The sequence below is a fragment of the Bradyrhizobium sp. HKCCYLRH3099 genome (assembly GCF_051167855.1).
Classification (GTDB): Bacteria; Pseudomonadota; Alphaproteobacteria; order Rhizobiales; family Xanthobacteraceae; genus Bradyrhizobium.
On sequence record NZ_JBNPTW010000002.1, the window covers coordinates 1 to 17,841 of the forward strand.

Annotated in this window: 17 protein-coding genes; 7 read left to right on the top strand and 10 right to left on the bottom strand. The window is 65.6% G+C overall.

Annotated features, from left to right (window positions below; genetic code table 11):
* Window positions 1-122 precede the first annotated feature (122 nt).
* From pqqC to pqqA, 3 genes are all read right to left on the bottom strand, one after another.
* Window positions 123-878, bottom strand: a complete 756-nt coding sequence (pqqC, locus tag ACQR1Y_RS05260; protein WP_434879565.1) for a pyrroloquinoline-quinone synthase PqqC — start codon at window positions 876-878, stop codon at window positions 123-125.
* Between the two features lie 20 nt (window positions 879-898).
* Window positions 899-1,828, bottom strand: coding sequence for a pyrroloquinoline quinone biosynthesis protein PqqB (gene pqqB, locus ACQR1Y_RS05265; RefSeq protein WP_434879561.1), 930 nt, complete (start codon window positions 1,826-1,828; stop codon window positions 899-901).
* A gap of 224 nt (window positions 1,829-2,052) precedes the next feature.
* On the bottom strand, window positions 2,053-2,133 hold the full coding sequence (pqqA, locus tag ACQR1Y_RS05270) for a pyrroloquinoline quinone precursor peptide PqqA (RefSeq protein WP_012029362.1): 81 nt from the start codon (window positions 2,131-2,133) through the stop codon (window positions 2,053-2,055).
* A gap of 304 nt (window positions 2,134-2,437) precedes the next feature.
* On the opposite strand from pqqA, the gene ACQR1Y_RS05275 reads away from it, so the two are divergent.
* Window positions 2,438-2,695, top strand: a complete 258-nt coding sequence (locus tag ACQR1Y_RS05275; protein ID WP_434862309.1) for a DUF6894 family protein — start codon at window positions 2,438-2,440, stop codon at window positions 2,693-2,695.
* A gap of 33 nt (window positions 2,696-2,728) precedes the next feature.
* Here ACQR1Y_RS05275 and ACQR1Y_RS05280 read toward each other — a convergent pair whose 3' ends face one another.
* Window positions 2,729-3,163, bottom strand: a complete 435-nt coding sequence (locus tag ACQR1Y_RS05280) for a group III truncated hemoglobin (protein ID WP_434879560.1) — start codon at window positions 3,161-3,163, stop codon at window positions 2,729-2,731.
* 231 nt (window positions 3,164-3,394) lie between these two features.
* Window positions 3,395-4,498 (bottom strand): lactonase family protein, encoded by a 1,104-nt coding sequence (locus ACQR1Y_RS05285; RefSeq protein ID WP_434879559.1) that lies wholly within the window; start codon window positions 4,496-4,498, stop codon window positions 3,395-3,397.
* 397 nt (window positions 4,499-4,895) lie between these two features.
* Between ACQR1Y_RS05285 and ACQR1Y_RS05290 the strand changes: the two genes are divergently transcribed.
* The 4 genes from ACQR1Y_RS05290 to ACQR1Y_RS05305 all read left to right on the top strand — a co-directional run bounded on the left by ACQR1Y_RS05290 (window position 4,896) and on the right by ACQR1Y_RS05305 (window position 8,597).
* Window positions 4,896-6,290 carry an amidase family protein gene (locus ACQR1Y_RS05290; protein WP_434879558.1) on the top strand — a complete coding sequence of 465 codons (1,395 nt, stop codon included), beginning with the start codon at window positions 4,896-4,898 and terminating at the stop codon, window positions 6,288-6,290.
* Window positions 6,290-6,766, top strand: coding sequence for a glutathione peroxidase (locus tag ACQR1Y_RS05295; protein ID WP_434879557.1), 477 nt, complete (start codon window positions 6,290-6,292; stop codon window positions 6,764-6,766). Before ACQR1Y_RS05290 ends, ACQR1Y_RS05295 begins: the two co-directional genes overlap by 1 nt.
* Window positions 6,763-7,011: a DUF3297 family protein gene (locus ACQR1Y_RS05300; protein ID WP_006614234.1), complete on the top strand. Its 249-nt coding sequence runs from the start codon at window positions 6,763-6,765 to the stop codon at window positions 7,009-7,011. Before ACQR1Y_RS05295 ends, ACQR1Y_RS05300 begins: the two co-directional genes overlap by 4 nt.
* A gap of 530 nt (window positions 7,012-7,541) precedes the next feature.
* The gene (locus ACQR1Y_RS05305) at window positions 7,542-8,597 is read left to right on the top strand and encodes a hypothetical protein (RefSeq protein ID WP_434879556.1); all 1,056 of its coding nucleotides are present in this window, start codon (window positions 7,542-7,544) and stop codon (window positions 8,595-8,597) included.
* A gap of 159 nt (window positions 8,598-8,756) precedes the next feature.
* Here ACQR1Y_RS05305 and ACQR1Y_RS05310 read toward each other — a convergent pair whose 3' ends face one another.
* Together ACQR1Y_RS05310 and ACQR1Y_RS05315 are read right to left on the bottom strand one after the other, a co-directional pair.
* Entirely contained in the window at window positions 8,757-9,389 is a 633-nt protein-coding gene (locus ACQR1Y_RS05310; RefSeq protein WP_434879555.1) for a hypothetical protein, read from the bottom strand.
* The gene (locus tag ACQR1Y_RS05315; protein WP_434879554.1) at window positions 9,386-9,685 is read right to left on the bottom strand and encodes a hypothetical protein; all 300 of its coding nucleotides are present in this window, start codon (window positions 9,683-9,685) and stop codon (window positions 9,386-9,388) included. The genes ACQR1Y_RS05310 and ACQR1Y_RS05315 overlap by 4 nt, the downstream gene beginning before the upstream one ends.
* 128 nt (window positions 9,686-9,813) lie before the next feature.
* Between ACQR1Y_RS05315 and ACQR1Y_RS05320 the strand changes: the two genes are divergently transcribed.
* Window positions 9,814-10,224: an SRPBCC family protein gene (locus ACQR1Y_RS05320; RefSeq protein ID WP_434879553.1), complete on the top strand. Its 411-nt coding sequence runs from the start codon at window positions 9,814-9,816 to the stop codon at window positions 10,222-10,224.
* A gap of 919 nt (window positions 10,225-11,143) precedes the next feature.
* Here the strand turns inward: ACQR1Y_RS05320 and ACQR1Y_RS05325 are convergent.
* Both ACQR1Y_RS05325 and ACQR1Y_RS05330 read right to left on the bottom strand, forming a co-directional pair.
* Window positions 11,144-12,493, bottom strand: coding sequence for a malonyl-CoA decarboxylase (locus ACQR1Y_RS05325; protein WP_434879552.1), 1,350 nt, complete (start codon window positions 12,491-12,493; stop codon window positions 11,144-11,146).
* 127 nt (window positions 12,494-12,620) lie between these two features.
* Window positions 12,621-13,424, bottom strand: a complete 804-nt coding sequence (locus ACQR1Y_RS05330; protein ID WP_434879551.1) for an AraC family transcriptional regulator — start codon at window positions 13,422-13,424, stop codon at window positions 12,621-12,623.
* A 62-nt stretch (window positions 13,425-13,486) separates the two neighbouring features.
* Between ACQR1Y_RS05330 and ACQR1Y_RS05335 the strand changes: the two genes are divergently transcribed.
* Window positions 13,487-14,680, top strand: a complete 1,194-nt coding sequence (locus ACQR1Y_RS05335; protein WP_434879550.1) for an MFS transporter — start codon at window positions 13,487-13,489, stop codon at window positions 14,678-14,680.
* A 4-nt stretch (window positions 14,681-14,684) separates the two neighbouring features.
* Here ACQR1Y_RS05335 and ACQR1Y_RS05340 read toward each other — a convergent pair whose 3' ends face one another.
* Window positions 14,685-17,834, bottom strand: a complete 3,150-nt coding sequence (locus tag ACQR1Y_RS05340) for an efflux RND transporter permease subunit (RefSeq protein WP_434879549.1) — start codon at window positions 17,832-17,834, stop codon at window positions 14,685-14,687.
* Window positions 17,835-17,841: the final 7 nt, after the last annotated feature.

The window sequence follows — 17,841 nt, forward strand, 5'->3', positions numbered from 1 at the left end:
GCGCGCCGGTTGGAGCGATGACTTCTTTTTCGAACTCCTCAGTCACGTGCGATAGCCCTGCCCGCAAGGGGGAGGGGGGCGCACCTATCGTGGTACGACAGCGGTGGTCCACAACGCGCATGCTACCTCTCCTTCGGCACGAATGCGCCCGGCGGGATGTGGCCTTCGACATACGCATGATACAGCGCATCCAGCTGCACCCACAGCACGTTGGTCTTGAAGATCAGCGCGTTGCACACCGCGGCGCGTTGCTCCGGCGTGGTGGCGTGCTCCTTGACGTAGTGCAGCGCGAAGTTCGCGTCGCGCGGGGCCTGGGTGAGACGGCGCTTGAAGTAGCTCATGGTGTCGTTGTTGACGAAGTCGTAGTGCTCCAGCATCCCCGAGATGCGCTCCTCGTGAATCCCGGGCGCGAACAGCTCGGTCAGCGACGAGGCGATCGCCTCGAGCGGCGAACGGTCGCGGCAGAAATGCACATAGGCTTCCACCGCGAAGCGCGTCGCCGGCAGGATGCCCTCGGTGGATTCCACATACGCCGTGTCGAGGCCGAGACCTTCGGTCAGCTTCAGCCAGCGCTCGATGCCGCCCTCGCTGCCGATATCGCCGTCATGATCCTCGATGCGGTGCCGCCATTCCAGCCGCGTGGCGCGGTCGCGGAAGCGGGTCATCACCATTGCGTCCTTCAGCGGGATCGTCGACTGGTAGTAGTAGCGGTTCAGCGCCCAGGCCTGGACCTGGCCCTTGTTCAGCTTGCCGCCGTGCAAGAGCTTATGGAACGGGTGGTGATTGTGATAGCGCGTCGCGCCGATATGGCGCAGCGCCGCTTCCAGCTCGCTTGCAGTGTTCAGCGTGACGCCGCGTCCGATCGACAGCGCCGTCATTCCGCTCAGATTGACCTCACTCACAATACGATCTCCATCCCTTCAGCGGGGATTTCCCATCCCTCGCGTTCCAACGTTTGCCGCTCGGGTGAGGCGTGCAGCCACGCCGGATTGGAGTTGTTGATGTGCAGGAAGATCTTCCTGCCAATCCCGAGGTCCGAAAGCTGCCTGATCGCGCCGCTGTCTCCGGACATCGCGATATGCCCCATGCTTTGCCCGGTCTTGTTGCCGAGTCCGGCCTGGATCATCTCGTCGTCGCGCCACACCGTGCCGTCGAACAGCACCAGCGGCGCGCCCTTCAATCTCGTTTTCAAGTCAAAGTCGACATCGGCGCAGGCCGTGATGACATAGGCATATTGGCCGCTCTCGACGTCCTCGATCCTCAGGCCCAGCGTGTCGCCGGCCGAGGCGCTGCCGCCGGGATGCTGCTTGTCGCGCAGATACCAGGCGCTGGTGCCGGACACCGCGAAGGCCGTGATCTCCAGGCCCGACGGCGCGCCGTCCTGCAGAGTGGGGCGGAACGGAACGTCGATCACGATCGGCACGCGCTTGACGTTCTCCTCCTTCAACACATCGAAGATGTTGTTGGAACGCAGGATCGCAAGCACCTTCGGATGCGCATGGATCGAAAACGGCGAGCTCTCGCGCATCGAGAGCAGGCCCGTGATGGCGTCGATCTCGCCATTGGTCAGGATCACGCCGGCGATCGGGCTGTGGCGCAGCGCGCCTGGCTTCGGATGCAATTGCGGCGTGGCGGTCAGCTGCTGGCGCAGGTCGGGCGAGGCGTTGATCAGGAACCAGTTGGCGCCGTCGGCGCTGACGGCGACCGACGCCTGGCTGTTGCGGATCTCGGGATGAGAGGTGCGCGCGGCGCGGCACACGGCGCAGCCGCAATTCCACTGCGGGACTCCGCCGCCCGCGGCGGCGCCCAGGACGACGAGGCGAAGCATGAGCCGTCTCCTGGAATTCAGCTGTGGTGGCGCACGCGATTACCGGCGGCAGGATGACGAGCAATCTCGGGGGATCGGCAGGTCAGGACAGCGACGAGGGTGGGATATCGGACCTTCGCATGGGCGCGTGCCCGGACGCGATCACAGATCCCCACCCTCAAGCGTCGACGTCCCGATCCCAGCGGGACTTGATCCCAGCGGGACCTGGACGTCACACCCGCGAATTATTTGCGGGCGGCGCAAGCGTACATGTTGATTTCCATGCCGACCGGCACTTCAACAATCTTGGGAGCTTTCCAGGCCATTGTCCTCTCCTTCACGACGGGACGGTTGTCGTCCTCCGAATTAAACTACCGTTCTACGAAAAGTTCGCCAGTGGAATCTTTTTGTTTGAGCCTCTCAGGCCCGTTTATTGCAGTGCAAAGCCGCACCCGCGAGTTGTTGTCGTTTTCGCCCGGAGGAGCCGCGAAAACAACGAATTCGTGATCGATGGCTTCGCATGGCCGTTCTGTTCCGCCCTTAGATTTGGGGCGGAATGGGCTGGATAAAGCAGTTGTGAGACGTTTGAGACTTCAAAACCCCAGCGCGCGACCCCATTGGAAACTGACGATGCCCCGATATTTCTTCAACACACGGATCGGCGAGGAACTGGTCTCCGACACCGACGGCGAAGTGCTGCGCAATCCCGACCGCGCCTGGGAAGTCGCACGCGACATGATCAAGGAACTGCTGCGCACCGAAGGTGGCAATGCGGCGCTGATGACGGCCGTCATCGAGGTCACCGACGAGGACGGCGAGATCGTGCTGGAGTTTCCGTTCTCGGAAGCGATCTTCAACATGAGCGCGCAATCGATGACACGCCATTGAGCGCATCGGCACGGCCGCTGATCGAACGCGGCCTCAGACGGAATGCCGAGGACGCACGAGTTCGCCGCGCGTGCTGGCGATTCCCATCTCGAAACTGTCGGCGATCCGCCGCGCGCGGATGATGAAGAGCTCGGCGAGCTCGGGCGGGAACAGGTCCGTCGCCGTCGCCTCGAACAGCTGCAGCCAGCGGTCGAAATGCGGGCCGTGCAATTCGAGCAACAGATGCGGCCGCATCGGCGCGCCACTGTAGCGTCCAGTCTTCAGGAACATCGACGACCAGAAATCGCTGATCTTGCCGATGTGCTCGTCCCAATCCTCGACCGTGCGGTTGAAGATCGGCCCGATCAGCGCGTCCTCTCGCGCACGGCCGTAGAACGTCTCGACCAGCCGCCGGATCGCGGCGTCGTCCAGTTCCGGATTCTGAACCGCGAGAGGATGTCGTTCAGGCTGGGCGGGGGGCATGCTCATGGCATCGTATATAGGGACTGAGTACGCCCTGGGGAATGCCGCGCCGCAGCGGGGCCTCATGGTTCGAGACGCGCCGAAGACGGCGCTCCTCACCATGAGGGTAAACAGTCCGGTGTGCGGAGAGGAATGCGGAGAACAATCCTCGCCGCATATTCCGCCCTCATTCTGAGGAGCGCGCCTCCGGCGCGCGTCTCGAAGGATGGCCACAAGTTCGCTCTCTCCACCCGCCGCTCACGGCAGGCTGACGAACTCCACCCAGTTCGGCTTCTTGCCGACCGCGTAGGACTTCACCTTGTCCAGCGCGCCGCTCGGGGCATCGATCCGGTACACCGTCATGCCGTTCGAGACCTCGCCGACGGCGGCGAGATAGCGCCCCGTGGGATCAATGGCGAAGCCGCGCGGCTGGGTCTCGGTCGGCACGCTGCCGATCGGAGTCACGCGCCCGCTGGCCGCATCGATCTTGAACACCGCCAGCGTGTTGGAGCCGCGCTCTGACGTGTAGAGGAAGGTGCCATCAGGCGTCGCATGAAGATCGGCCGCCCAGGGCTTGCCGGTGAAGCCAGGGGGCAGGGTGGTGACGCGCTGCTGCTCGGTCCACGTCCCCTTATCGGCGTCATAGGCATAGACCGCGAGATCGGCGTTGAGCTCGTGCAGGAGATAGATGAACTTGCCGTTCGGGTGGAAGATGAAGTGCCGCGGGCCTGATTTCTCCGGCGTCTTCACCGTCAGCGCGTCCTTGGCCGTCAGCATGCCGGTGGCGGCATCGAAGGCGAAGCCGAGCACCTGGTCGGAGCCGAGATTGGTCGCGAACACGAAGCGGTTGTCGGGCGAGGGCAGGACGGCGTGGGCATTCAGCCCGGTCGGGATCACTTGGCTCGGCGCTGCGACGACGCCATTCGCTTGCACCGGATTCGCCGCCACCTTGTTGCCGCCATAGGAGGCGCTGAACAGCACCTTGCCGGTGCGGTCGAAGGCGATGTTGGCCATGCTGTCGGCGAGCGGGCCGTTGCCGAGATGCGTGAGCTGGCCGGTCTTGGCGTCGATCGCAAAGCTTTCGGCTTGGAAGGGCTGCGAGCGAACGCCCGCGATCAGCACGCGCTTGTCCGGGCTGACCGCGAGCGGGGTCGACGCGCCCGGCTTCTCGACGCCGACGAACGCGGCCGTCTGCACCAGCGTCATCTCGCCGGAGGCAGCATCGAACTTGAACACGCTGATGTCGTTGCTGTCGGCATTGCCGACATAGGCGTAGGTCTCGGCGTGCCCCGCGCGCGGCGCGAGCGTTGCCGCGGCGGCGAGGACGAATGTAGCGGCCATGATGGTGCCCGTTCTGATCATCTGTTTCCCCCTTTGTGATGTTGTTGCTTCAGCTCTTAAAGTCGATTGCCAGGCTTGACCAAGCCTGTTTCCGGATCGATCGATGCAGGACGGGTATCGATCGCCGTAGGAGCTTTGGGGGCCTCGTGGTTCGAGACGCGCCGCACGCGGCGCTCCTCACCATGAGGGGAAGAAGTGGGGCGCGCTGCGACGTGCGCTCGCCACAAGCTCAACCCTCGTCCTGAGGAACCCGCCGGAGGCGGGCGAAGGACGGCCGCGGGCGCCAGCGCTCCCGCGGTTCTGCACGGTGAGACTGGCGCAGGCGAGGGGGCTGCTCTTGCATAGCCCACCACGCAATGCGCTGCTTTCTCCGCCGCATCCGCCGCGCTAAGAACGCCAGACCATTACGGAGCTTCTCATGACCGATCTCTGGCGCCTGCCGGCTGCCGACCTTGCCGCCCTCATCAAGTCGAAACAGGTCTCCGCGCGCGACGCCGCGACCTCGGCGCTGGCCCGGCTGGATGCGGTCAACCCCGCGATCAACGCCGTGATCGACCATCGGCCCGAGGACGTGCTGCAGCAGGCCGACGCCATCGACGCCCGTCTCGCGCGTGGCGAAGATCCGGGGCCGCTCGCCGGCGTGCCCGTCACGATCAAGGTCAATGTCGACCAGGAAGGCTACGCCACCACCAACGGCCTCAATTTGCAGAAGGACGCGATCGCGTCGGCGCATAACCCCGTCGTCAACAATTTCGTCAAGGCCGGCGCTGTGCTGCTCGGCCGCACCAACACGCCGGCGGTGTCCTATCGCTGGTTCACCAGCAACCTCATCCACGGCCACACCAAGAACCCGCGCGACCCCGGCATCACGCCCGGCGGCTCCTCCGGCGGCGCCGGCTCGGCCACCGCCGCCGGCATCGGCCATATCGGCCACGGCACGGACATCGCCGGCTCCGTCCGCTACCCCGCCTATGCCTGCGGCATCCACGGCCTGCGCCCGACGGTCGGCCGCATCCCCGCCTTCAACACCTGCCTGCCGGAGCGTCCGATCGGCCCGCAGATCAGCGCCGTCTCCGGCCCGCTCGCCCGCACCGTCAACGACGTCAGGATCGCGCTTGCGGCGATGTCGGCGCGCGACGTCCGCGATATCTGGTGGATGCCGGTGCCGCTCGAGGGACCGCCGCTGCCGAAGCGCGTCACGCTCTGCGTCAATCCCGATGGCCTGAACCCGGTGCCCGAAGTGGTCGCCGCGCTGCGCGACGCCGCCAAGCGGCTCGAAGCCGCCGGCTGGACGGTCGAGGAGATCGCGGACACGCCGCCGATGCAGGAGGCCGCGCTGCTGCAGACCCGTCTCTGGCTCGGCGACGGCTACGAGGCGCAACTCGCGGCCGCGGAGAAGGAGGGCGACCCGGGAGCGCTCGCCTGCCTGCGCGGCGTCAGTGACAAGGTGCATCCGTTCGATCTCTCCGCGACCTTGGCGCGCCGCGCTGCGCTGACCCGGCAGTGGCTCCTGTTCATGGAGCAGCACCCGCTGCTGCTGATGCCGGTGTCCGGCATGCTGCCGTTCGCCGACCAGCTCGACCGCAAGGACGAGGAGTCGTTCAAGCAGGTCTGGCACGCCCAGCTGACGCAGATCGCGATTCCCTTTTTCGGCCTGCCGGGCCTCGTGGTCTCCACCGGCATGGTCGGCCGCGTCCCCGTCGGCGTGCAGCTCGTCGGCCAGCGCTTTCGCGAAGACATGTGCCTCGCCGCGGGCGAAGCCATCGAGGCCGGCGGCACGCCGCCATCGCCGATCGACCCGGTGCTCGGCTGATGGCCAGCATCTACGATTTCACCGCGGCCGCGCTGACGGGCGAAGAGGTGCCGCTGAAGCGCTTCGAGGGCCAGGTGCTCCTGATCGTCAACACGGCGAGTGCCTGCGGCTTCACGCCGCAATATCGTGGCCTCGAGGCGCTGCACCGCGCCTACGCTGACAGGGGCTTTGCCGTGCTCGGATTTCCCTGTAACCAGTTCGGCGCCCAGGAGCCCGGCACGGCCGAGGAGATCGGCGCGTTCTGCTCGACGAAGTACGATGTCACCTTCCCGCTGTTCGCGAAGATCGACGTCAACGGCACGCACGCGCACCCGCTGTACAAGTTCCTGAAGGGCGAGAAGACGGGCCTGCTGGGCTCGGCGATCAAATGGAATTTCACCAAATTCCTGGTCGATCGCGCTGGCCATGTGGTGTCGCGTGATGCGCCGACCACCACGCCCGAGGCGCTGAAGAAAGAGATCGAGGCACTGCTGTGAGCGACAACGAGACCTTCACCTTCCCCGACCGCCTTTCGGTCGATCCGAAGAGCCCCTATTACAACGCGGAAATCCTGTCGCGCGACGTCGGCATCCGCTTCAAGGGCGCCGAGAAGACCAATGTCGAGGAATACTGCATCAGCGAAGGCTGGATCCGCGTCGCCGCCGGCACCGCCAAGGACCGCCACGGCAACCCGCTGACCATCAAGGTCCACGGCCCGGTGGAGCCGTATTTCAAGGATTGAGGGGCGGGGGGCATCGACAGCGTTAGCCGCAGACCTCGCGCCGCGGTTGGTCGTCATCGCGAGCCACCCGGTCCGCGCGAAGCGCGGCCGGATGACGGGCTCCGCGACGCGATCCAGGGCCGGAGCAAGGACTCTGGATTGCTTCGCTTCGCTCGCAATGACGCTGAAAAAGCTCGTTCCACCCCATCTGTCATCGTCCGCGAAGGCGGACGATCCAGTATTCCAGAGGCGACAGTGATCGATCGAGAGGCCGCGGCGTACTGGATTCCCCGCCTGCGCGGGGAATGACACTGAGGGTGACGTGCGGGCGTCGGGCCCACGGACAGGAACCGATGCGCGGGAGCGGGGGCTGATCCCTGACCTCGGAAATATTTGAGCGTCGCTCAAATAATTTCTTGAACGTCGCTCACGTTCCGCTACACTCACCCTTATCCGCCACGCCGGCGTCGGCCGGGACGCGCAACGCGAGCAGCGTTTGCGCGACCGGCCCCCCGTGCCCGTCTGCTGGCGGACCACCCGAGGTAACGACGATGTCCTATTCCGAAACCGACCTCCGCGCCGCATCGAGCGCCGGCGCCATCAGCCCGGACGAACTGCAGCGCCTGCTGGCCTATCTCCACCAGCGCGCCCCCTCCACCGACACGCCCCGCGCTAAATTCGATGCCGCGCATCTGCTCTGGTACGCCGGGGCGCTGATCGTGATCGGCGCCATGGGCCTGTTCTCGACGGTGGCCTTCTCGCAAATAGGCGGCCGCGCTTTGACCGCCTGCGCGCTCGCCTATGCCGCAGCCTTCGGCTTCGCCGGCGACCACCTCTGGCGCCGCAGCCTGCGTATCCCCGGTGGCCTCTTGATCGCCATCGCCGTGTCCATGGCGCCGCTCGCCGTCTACGGCATTCAAGCCGAGCTCGGCTGGTGGGGCAGGTTCGGCAAGCCCGGCACGGTTCAGGACTTCTATGTCTGGATCAAGGGCAGCTGGCTGTTCATGGAGCTCGCCACCATCGCAGCGGGCGCGATCGCGCTGCGCTTCTACCGCGTGCCCTTCATCTATGCGGTCATCTCGGTCGCCTTGTGGTTCATGTCGATGGACCTCACGCCCTGGATCTTCAATGTCAGCCACATCGATTGGGAGATGCGCCGCATCGTCTCGATCTGGTTCGGCCTGGGCATGCTCAGCCTGGCCTGGATCGTCGACTACACCAGCAACAACCGCGACTTCGGTTTCTGGCTGCATCTGTTCGGCCTGATGGCCTTCTGGGGCGGCATCAGCGCCACCGACGGCGCCACCGAGCTCGGCAAGGCGATCTACTGCCTGATGAATGTCGGTCTGCTGGCCGTGGCCGTCATCATCGTCCGCCGCGCCTACGCCGTGTTCGGCGCCATCGGCATCACGATGTATCTCGGCCACCTCGCCGACGTCGTCTTCAAGGACTCGCTGCTCTTCCCCTTCGCGCTGTCCCTGATCGGCGTCGCGGTGGTGGCCGCGGGGCTGGCGTATCACCGGAAGCAGGGAGCGATTGCGGAATGGCTGGCGGCCAATCTGCCGGCAGCGGTGCTGCGGCTGCGGCCGCAACAAGTCGCGGCCTAAAGCCTGCGCTACGGCCGCTCTTCGAAACGCCCGCCTTCGGCGCGCTCCTCAGGACGAGGTCCGTATCCGCTGAGACGGCGGCGCTCCTCATGGTGAGGAGCGCCGCTCGCGGCGCGTCTCGGACCATGAGGCCCGAACGGTTGGCGCCTAGGCGCAACGCTACGATCCGAACGGTGCGATGCCATGGATTTTCAGCATCGCATCGACATATTGCGGGTAGCTGACAGAAAGATCGGCGCTGACAGGGCGCTCCCGGTTGGCAGCGACATATTGACGAAGGGTATCGAGCTGGCCGAGCTTGATGAGGAAGATCGGCACATACATCACGAAGGCAGGCGAGGCTCTTCGTTCATCCACGGCTGCGCGCCACAAGGCCTCTATGCTGGTGTGCGCCTGAATGTATGGGTACCCGCAGGTCCGGATGCAGTGAACGATGTCGTCCGCAACGTTCGGCTCCAACGCTTTGCCGCGATAAGTCCAAGAAATCCTGGCCCGATTGTCAGCGTCCTGTTCGGCAAGTTGCTGCAGGTTGATCATGATCAGTGGTGGTCCATTCTTGCCGTATCGCCATGGAGCACCCGACATCTTCAGCGCGTCGCTGCTGGCCTTCAGGAATTCGTCGTTGAAGACGCCGACAACCGGGCCCAAGCTGTAACGTCCGGAGTCCACACCGATCCATCCTCGCCACGCGTTGGTCCATGGCTTGACATAGATCCCGCGGGAAGGCTGCCGAAAGCCATCTTCCGAGAGCAGCTCGAATATGCGTTTCGAAATCTCTGCTGAGGTGCTCATGAATATCTCTCGGTGTCGGAATGCCCTCGGAGTTCCGGTGTCTGCTTCTCCCGGAGCAACAATTTCGCCGCCGTCACGCCCGCCCAAATTCCAAGGAGGCCGCCCAGGCCTATGCCAACCACGACACCCAACAGCGCCAGCATGCTCCAGTCGCTGTGGATCCCCCTGGGCGCGAAACTGAGAGCAAAGAAGCCGGCTGCCAAGGCCGCGTAGCCGAGACCGACCGCCCCAAGCGCGCCGCCGATCAGCGCGGTGGCGGCAACGACTGACGCTCGTATCGCTTGTCCCATCGACATCCTGCGGCCTCCCTGGAGGCAAGATTTGTTCTACGGTCTGTCGGGACCTGCCAGTCTGTATCGTCCTTCGAGCACAAACTCCTGCACGTCTGCAGCGAGCCGTCAAATCGAACCAAGGAGCAATGGTCATGCGGATCACCGTCGAAGCCACCGTCGCAGCCCCGATCGATCAGGTCTGGCGCGCCTATACGACGCCGGCCGACATCGTGAAGTGGAACGCTGCGTCGGACGACTGGCATACGACCAAGGCCACGGTCGACCTGCGCGAGGGCGGAGATTTCTCCTCGCGGATGGAAGCCAAGGACGGCAGCATGGGCTTCGACTTCGCCGGCACCTACACGAAGATCGTCGAGCACAAGCTGGTCGCCTACGCCTTCGGCGACCGGAAAGCGGACGTCCATTTCGAGACCGGTCCGAACGGCGTTCTCGTTCGCGTTGTCTTCGATCCTGAAACGACGCACCCGGTCGAGATGCAACAGCAGGGCTGGCAGGCCATTCTCGACAATTTCAAACGGCACGTGGAGGCGAAGGCGTCCTGACTGTGCCGGGCGCACGACGTCCCGACGGGGGGCGTCGGGATCGGCCGGAGTCGTCGCGCTTGACAAATTCCGAAAATCAGCAATACTGCCTGCATCCTGCCTCATCGCAGAGGGGCGTACGCGTCGTCACGAACGTCGGGGCAGGGATGCGGTGGCCGTAGCGGCGACGGTGGACGACCGGCGTCGCTGCGGACGGAGAAGTCGTGTGGTCCTGGCCTCTCGACGCTGAGGTCAAGTTCGCGGTCAGTTGCTTGACGGCACGCGCGGGCGACGGGGGCAAGAACGCCGATCCCCGGGGAGAGCACGAAGGACACCGTTCCAACCATCGCGCAGGGAAGGCCGGAATGCACCGGTCGTACCTGTGGTTCCTGCCCCGTGCACTTTTCTCACGCACGGGGGCCATGGGTTGCGGCCAGCACCCGGTCTTCCCTGCGCCCTCTGTCATTGATCGGAGGGACATGTCGATGCAGCACTCGGGCGTGACGCGCCGCGAGGCTATGGTCGCACGTCCCCAGGCTGTTTGAGATGTGAAAGCGGTTTTCCACAGCGTCGTCCCGGACAAGCCGTGACGCGCAAGGCGCGTCGCGGCGCCGATCCGGGACCCATACGCCGCTGCGGATGTGGCTTGGCGAGGTCTAACGACTGGCCTGCCTCAAGCGAGGTCCTGTGGTTATGGATCCCGGCGTTCGCCGGGATGACGGCGGTGGTTGTTGTGGGAGCACACAAGCTCACCACGCGTCATTGCGAGCGAAGCGAAGCAATCCAGGGCGGCGCGTGGGGCTCTGGATTGCTTCGCTTCGCTCGCAATGACGGAGTTTGGAGTGGATAGCGTGACTCAAGCCAGCAGCTGTCGAGCCATAAGCTATCGAACCTTAAGCTTCAAAACGACGCGACGCGATCGAACGCGTCCGCGCCATTCCTACGACGACAGCCTCATATCCAGCAGCCGCCGGCCTTCGCCGCGCAGCAGCTTCTTCACCGCGCTCGACGCGACGACCTCGCCGTCATTGGCATACGCCTCGTGGTTCTTCTCGATGTCCTCAAGGCGATAGAGGTAGTTCACCATCACCGTCGCCGACTCGCGCTGGCCCTTGGCCGAGAGATCGCCGAGCCAGTTGATGCGCTCCAGCCTTGCGCCATTGCCGAGGTGGAAGCGGGCGACGGGGTCGATCAGCTTGCCCTTGGACGTCCGCGCCTTGAGGAAATAGTGCGCGGCGAGCGGCTCGATCACGCTGCGCAGCTCGGCGGTGATCGTGGCGTCCTCGACCCAGCGCGGCTCGTTGAGGAGCTTGAGCACGTTGCGATCCTCTTCGGTCGCATCCTCGGTGGATTTCAGCCAGCCCATGAAGCCCGGCACCGGCGACAGCGTCACGAACGTGTCGAGCTTCGGCAGCTCGCGCCGGAGCTCCTCAACAACCTGCTTGATCAGGAAGTTGCCGAACGAGATGCCGCCGAGACCGCGCTGGGTGTTGGAGATCGAATAGAACACCGCGGTGCGAGCGCGATCGGCGGGCACCGGCGCGCGATCCACCGCGAGCAGCGGCGCGATGGCGCCGGGAATGGTCTCGGTCAGCGCGATCTCGACGAAGATCAGCGGCGCATCGGGCATCGCCGGATGGAAGAAGGCGTAGCAGCGCCGGTCGACCGGATCGATGCGGCGGCGCAGGTCGTCCCAGTCGTGGATCTCGTGCACCGCCTCGTAGCGGATGATCTGCTCGAGGATGTTCGCCGGCGTCGACCAGTCGATCTTGCGCAGCACCAGAAACCCCCTGTTGAACCACGAACTCAAGAGATGCACGATGTCGCGATCGAGCGCGGCGAGTTCCGGATTTGCCTTCAGGAGATCCAGCAGATCAGTGCGCATCGCGACCAGCTCGGGCGTGCCGCCCGGCGCGCGGTTGAGGCGGCGGATCAGTTCCTGCCGCCGCGGCTCCGAGGCGAAATGCAGCGCGCTCGCGCCTTCGTCCGACGGCGCCGCGCGCCACGCCTCGATCGCCTTGGTGAGCCTGGCATTGTCGGGACCGAAATCGTGAACCAGCGCGGTGAAGAACGCCTTGCGGCCCTCGGGGTCGAGATCGTGATAGCCGTCGAGCACGTCGCGGGCCATCGCGGTGCCCGAGGCCTCGCCGGCACCGGACACCAGCGCCTCGCACAGCTCGGCAAGGCTCGCCGCATCGTGCTTGTCGACGGCAGGCGAGCCGCCGCGCAGCAGTGTCCGGCCGCGTTCGGAAATGGTGGTGATCAGGTCAGTAAAAAAGGCGTTGGCCATCTGGTCTCGGTCGAATCCCGCAAAGCGACAGGCTGTGATGTTACATGGATTTATGGCAAAGGTGGCCACATTCAAACATAACAAATCGTCAACGCCGCCGTCGCTGCCCGCATGCGCGGCAGCGTCGTCATTCGCTTTGGCCGGCGAATTCCGTCGGTGTACGGCCGGTCACCTGCCGGAAGGCGTGCGAGAATGCCGGTACGCTGGCATAGCCGAGATCGGCAGCGAGCTGCTTGACGGAGAGGTGACGGTCGGTCGACAACCGCTCGATCGCCGCCGCGATGCGGGCGCGCTGGCACCACGCCTTGAAGCTCAGCCGCGTCTCGGCCGCGAACAGCCGCGACAAGGTGCGGGCCGAGCTGCCGACGGCGCTCGCGAGGGTCGTGAGATCCTGCTCGTTCGCGGGCGAGGCGAGCACCAGCAGCGCGGCGCGCCGGGCGCGCGGGTCCTGCGGAAGTGGGATGAAGGTCGAGGAATCCTCGGCGCGGCGCAATTCGAGCAGAGCGAGCCGCACCAGCAGGGCGGTGCGCTCGGGCCCGCTGCTGGCGTCGAACAGCGCGAGGATCGCCTGATGCAGCAGCGGCGAGACGTGCACGACGAATTCGCGATCGAGCCGGAGACCGCGCGCCTCGCGCGCGAGCCAGTCGAGCTCGAAATACAGCGTCCGCATCTCGCTGTCGGCCAGCATGTCGATCGCATGCGCATGCCGCGCCGGCACCCACACCGCGCGGTCCGGCGGCACCAGCCAGCGGCCCTGCGGCGTCGTCACCTGCATGGTGCCGGCGGAGGCGTAGATCAGCTGCGACTCCCGGTGCATGTGCGGATCGAGCCGGGTGCCCTTGAGGTAGCTGCGCGCGATCAGGTGCACGCCGGGCTCGGTCGTCACCCGGTCGGCGCCGAGCGGCTTCAATGGCGTGTCCACGATGGTCATTGGCGGCTTCTCGTTGGGGCGAGCCAGTATAACCGATTTATTCGGGAATCGAGGAACTGCCCATGAACACTCCCCGCCGCGTCATCGGCTTCGTCAACGCGGCCCATTTCATCGACCATTATGCGATGCTGATCTTCGCGGCCGCGGTCATCATCATGGGCCCCGCGCTCGGCATGGCCTATGCGGACCTGTTGCCCTATGCGACGCCGGGTTTCATCGCGTTCGGCGCCGGCGCGCTCGTGACCGGCTGGCTCGGCGACCGCTGGAGCCGGCGGCACATGATGCTGATCTTCTATCTCGGCATCGGCCTGTCGATGATCTCGGTCGGCCTGGTGCAGACGCCATGGCAGCTCGGCGCGGCGCTGCTTTCGATCGGCCTGTTCGCCTCGATCTATCATCCGGTGGGAACCGCGATGCTGGTGTCCTATGCCGACCGGCTCGGCCGCGACATGGGGCTGAACGGCGTGTTCGGCAATCTCGGCGTCGCCTCCTCGGCGCTGGTGACGGGCGTGGTCGGGCAGTATCTCGGCTGGCGCTTCGCCTTCATCGTGCCAGGGGTCATCACGATCGGCATCGGCGTTGTCTTCGCGATGCTGGTCGCGCATGAGGACCGCCGCGGCTCGAAGCAGGCGGCGGCGCAGGCCCGCGTCGCGCGCGAGCAGATGTGGCGCGTAGTGCTGGCGCTGCTCTTGGTGGTGATCGCGATCTCCACCACGTTCAACGCGATCACCGTGGCGCTGCCCAAGCTGTTCGCGGAGCGGCTGACGGGCCTGACGCAGAGCCCGGCGCTGCTCGGCGTGATCGCGGCCGGTGTCTACGTGTTCGGCGCGATGACGCAGTACACGATCGGGCGCTTGCTCGATCGCCACACGCTGAAGGCCGTGGCGCTGCCGCTGTCGCTGGTGCTGGCGCCGCTCTTGTATCTCGCCGCCGATGCCCGCGACTGGGCGCTGATCGCAGCCTCGATCGGCATCGTCATGGGCGCGTTCGGCCAGGTCACCGTCAATGACGCCATGGTCGGCAAGTACACCGCCGAAGAATGGCGCTCGCGCGCCTATGCCGTCCGCTACTTCGTCGGCTTCACCGCGGCCGGCGCGTCGGTCGGCCTGGTCGCCTGGCTGTATGAGCACGGCGGCTTCGTCACCATGCTGCAGGCTTTCGCCGCGCTGGCGCTGGTCGCTGTTATCGCCGCGCTCATCCTGCCGCCGGAGCTCCCGGCGGCGCGGCCGGCGTTGCGGGAGGTGCTGGCCGAATGATGGCTCACTCCGCGGGCTGCGCGATCACCGGCTTCGCCTTGCGCGCCGCGCGCCAGTTCTCGAAGCGCTGCACCACGACGAAGAACGCCGGCACGAACAACACGGCAAGGCAGGTCGAGGCCAGCATGCCGGAGAATACGGTGATGCCGATCGACTTGCGCGCGCTGGCGCCGGCGCCGGTCGCCAGCACCAGCGGCACGACGCCGAGGATGAAGGCGAACGACGTCATCAGGATCGGCCGAAACCGCGACCGCGCCGCCTCGATGGCGGACTCGATCAGCGGCTTGCCGTCGCGGCCGTGCAACTCGAGCCCGACCTCGACGATCAGGATCGCGTTCTTCGCCGACAGCGCGATCAGCAGGATCAGCCCGATCTGTACATACAGATTGTTGTCGATCCTGAGCGCCGTCAGCACCGCCATCGGCCCGAGCAGCGACAGCGGCACGGCGAGAATGACGGAGATCGGCGCGTACCAGCTTTCATACTGGCCGGCCAGCACGAGATAGACGAGGAGGAGGGCGAGCGCGAAGGCGAGATAGATCTGATTGGAGACGACCTTCTCCTGATAGGACATCGCGGTCCATTCATAGCCCGCGCCCGGTGGCAGGGTCTTCGCCGCGATCTCCTCCATCAGCTTCAGCGACTGGCCGGAGGAATAGCCCTGCGCGGGCAGGCCGACGATCGCCGCCGAGGGATAGAGATTGTAGAGGCTGATGAGCGACGGCCCGACCGAGGGCTTGACCGTCGCGACCGTGCCGAGCGGGATCATGTCGCCGCTCTGGTTGCGCACCATCAGGCTCTCGATCTGCCGCGGCGTCAGCCGCGCCGCGGAATCGGCCTGAACATAGACCTGGAACACGCGGCCGAATTTGTTGAACTGGTTGACGTAGGAGGCACCGAGATAGGACGACAGTGCCGAGAACACCTGGTCGGTGGTGACGTGCAGGGTCTGGGTCTTGATCCGGTCGATCTCGACGTCGAACTGCGGCACCATCGCGCGGAACGGCGACTGCACGCGCTGCAGCGCGCTCTGGCTCTGGGCGCTGGCGACGATCGCCGAGGTCATCGCCTGCAGCTTGGCATAGTCGCTGTTGCCGTCGCGCAGCTCGACCTGCATGGCAAAGCCCGCGGCATTGCCGATGCCCTGGATGGGCGGCGGCGGCAGCACGAGGCTGCGGGCTTCAATGACCTCGGCAAGCTTGTCGTTGAGGCCATAGACGAGCGAGCGCAGATCCTCGCCCTTGCCTCGCGCCTCCCAATCCTTGAGGATGATGTAGGCGACCCCTGCATTGGCGAGGCTGGCGCTGTTGTCGAGCGCGGAGATACCGGCGATGGTGATGACCTGGGCGACGCCGGGCGTCGCCTTGGCGATGGCGCCGACCTTGTCGAGGGCCTTCTGGGTGCGCTCCAGCGAGGCGCCGTCGGGCAGCTGCACGGCGGCGATCAGGTAGCCCTGGTCCTCGATCGGCAGAAAGCCCGTCGGCACCCGCGACAGCCCGTAGCCGCCGGCCGCGATCAGGATCAGCGCGACGATGACGGACGCAGTGCTGTGCCTGACGAGGCGCCCGATGAGATTTGTGTAGCGCCGCTCCAGCCGGGCATAGAGATTGTTGAAGACGCGGTAGAGAATGTTGCGCTGCTCCAGCGGCACCGGCGGCCGCAGCCACAGCGCGCATTGCGTGGGCTTCAAGGTCGCGGCGTTGATCGCCGAGAGCAGGGCGGTCGCCGCGATCACCAGCGCGAACTGCGCGTAGATGCGGCCCGTCAGGCCGGGCAGGAAGGCGGCCGGCAGGAACACCGCGATCAGCACCAGCGTGATGCCGACGATCGGTCCGAACAATTGGTCCATGGCGCGGATCGCCGCGTCGTGGCCGTTCATGCCGCGCTCGATGTTGTGCGCGGCGCCCTCGACCACCACGATGGCATCGTCGACCACGATGCCGATCGCCAGCACGATCGCGAACAGGGTCGAGAGGTTGATGGTGAAGCCGAGCGCGGCCATCGCCGCGAACGCGCCGATGATCGTCACCGGCACCGTCGTGGTCGGCACCAGCATCGCGCGCCAGTCCTGCAGGAAGATCAGGATGACGACCAGCACCAGCACGCCGGCCTCGATCAGGGTCTTGTAGACCTCGTGGATCGAGGCATTGACGAACTTGGTGGTGTCGAACGGCGTGTCGTACTGAATGCCTTGCGGAAACGTCTTCGACAGCTGCGCCATCCTGGCCTCGACCGCCTTCTCGACCTCCAACGCATTGGCGCCGGGCGACTGGAAGACGCCGATGCCGACAGCGGGCTGGCCGTTGAGCGAGAACATCTGGCCGTAGGTCTGTGCACCCAGCTCGACCGAGCCGACGTCGCGCACCCGCGTGACGTCGCCATTGCTGCCGGTCTTGACGATGATGTCCTCGAACTCCCTGGCATCATCGAGCCGCCCGGCGATGTTCAGGGTGTACTGGAACGCCTGGCCGGAGGGCGCGGGAGGCGCGCCGATCTGGCCGGCGGCGACCTGCTGGCTCTGCTGCTGGATCGCCTGGATCACGTCCTGCGGCACGAGGTTGCGCACCTGCAGCTTGCTCGGATCAAGCCAGATCCGCATCGAATACTGCCCCGCGCCGAACACGGTGACATTGCCGACACCGGGCAGCCGCGCCAGTTCGTCCTTGAGATTGATGGTCGCGTAGTTGCTCAGATACAGGCTGTCGTACTTGGCATCAGGCGAGGTCAGCGTGACGAACAGCAGAATCGACGTCGAGCGCTTCTGCACCGTGACGCCCTGGTTCTGCACCGCCTGCGGCAATTGCGCGAGCGCACTGGAGACGCGGTTCTGGACCAGCACCTGCGCGAAGTTCAGATCGGTTCCGATCTTGAACGTGACCGTCAGCGAATAGCTGCCGTCCGCGCCGCTGTAGGACTGCATGTACAGCATGCCGTCGACGCCGTTGACCTGCTGCTCGATCGGCAGCGCGACGGTGTCGGCCACGGTCTTGGCGCTGGCGCCGGGGTAGCGCGTCGTGACCTGCACCGTCGGCGGCACCACCTCGGGATATTGCGCGATGGCCAGGTTGAACAGCGCGACCGCGCCGATCAGCATCATCAGGATCGCGATGACGTTGGAGAGGACGGGGCGCTCGATGAAGAATTTGGAGATCACGGCCGGG

Bases quoted from the DNA above. Each gene is read 5' to 3' on its own strand.
- pqqC (WP_434879565.1), bottom strand. From the start codon at position 878: ATGACGGCGCTGTCGATCGGACGCGGCGTCACGCTGAACACTGCAAGC.
- ACQR1Y_RS05320 (WP_434879553.1), top strand. From the start codon at position 9,814: ATGCGGATCACCGTCGAAGCCACCGTCGCAGCCCCGATCGATCAGGTC.
- ACQR1Y_RS05275 (WP_434862309.1), top strand. From the start codon at position 2,438: ATGCCCCGATATTTCTTCAACACACGGATCGGCGAGGAACTGGTCTCC.
- ACQR1Y_RS05330 (WP_434879551.1), bottom strand. From the start codon at position 13,424: ATGACCATCGTGGACACGCCATTGAAGCCGCTCGGCGCCGACCGGGTG.
- pqqB (WP_434879561.1), bottom strand. From the start codon at position 1,828: ATGCTTCGCCTCGTCGTCCTGGGCGCCGCCGCGGGCGGCGGAGTCCCG.
- pqqA (WP_012029362.1), bottom strand. From the start codon at position 2,133: ATGGCCTGGAAAGCTCCCAAGATTGTTGAAGTGCCGGTCGGCATGGAA.
- ACQR1Y_RS05315 (WP_434879554.1), bottom strand. From the start codon at position 9,685: ATGTCGATGGGACAAGCGATACGAGCGTCAGTCGTTGCCGCCACCGCG.
- ACQR1Y_RS05335 (WP_434879550.1), top strand. From the start codon at position 13,487: ATGAACACTCCCCGCCGCGTCATCGGCTTCGTCAACGCGGCCCATTTC.
- ACQR1Y_RS05290 (WP_434879558.1), top strand. From the start codon at position 4,896: ATGACCGATCTCTGGCGCCTGCCGGCTGCCGACCTTGCCGCCCTCATC.
- ACQR1Y_RS05310 (WP_434879555.1), bottom strand. From the start codon at position 9,389: ATGAGCACCTCAGCAGAGATTTCGAAACGCATATTCGAGCTGCTCTCG.
- ACQR1Y_RS05285 (WP_434879559.1), bottom strand. From the start codon at position 4,498: ATGATCAGAACGGGCACCATCATGGCCGCTACATTCGTCCTCGCCGCC.
- ACQR1Y_RS05325 (WP_434879552.1), bottom strand. From the start codon at position 12,493: ATGGCCAACGCCTTTTTTACTGACCTGATCACCACCATTTCCGAACGC.
- ACQR1Y_RS05295 (WP_434879557.1), top strand. From the start codon at position 6,290: ATGGCCAGCATCTACGATTTCACCGCGGCCGCGCTGACGGGCGAAGAG.
- ACQR1Y_RS05305 (WP_434879556.1), top strand. From the start codon at position 7,542: ATGTCCTATTCCGAAACCGACCTCCGCGCCGCATCGAGCGCCGGCGCC.
- ACQR1Y_RS05280 (WP_434879560.1), bottom strand. From the start codon at position 3,163: ATGAGCATGCCCCCCGCCCAGCCTGAACGACATCCTCTCGCGGTTCAG.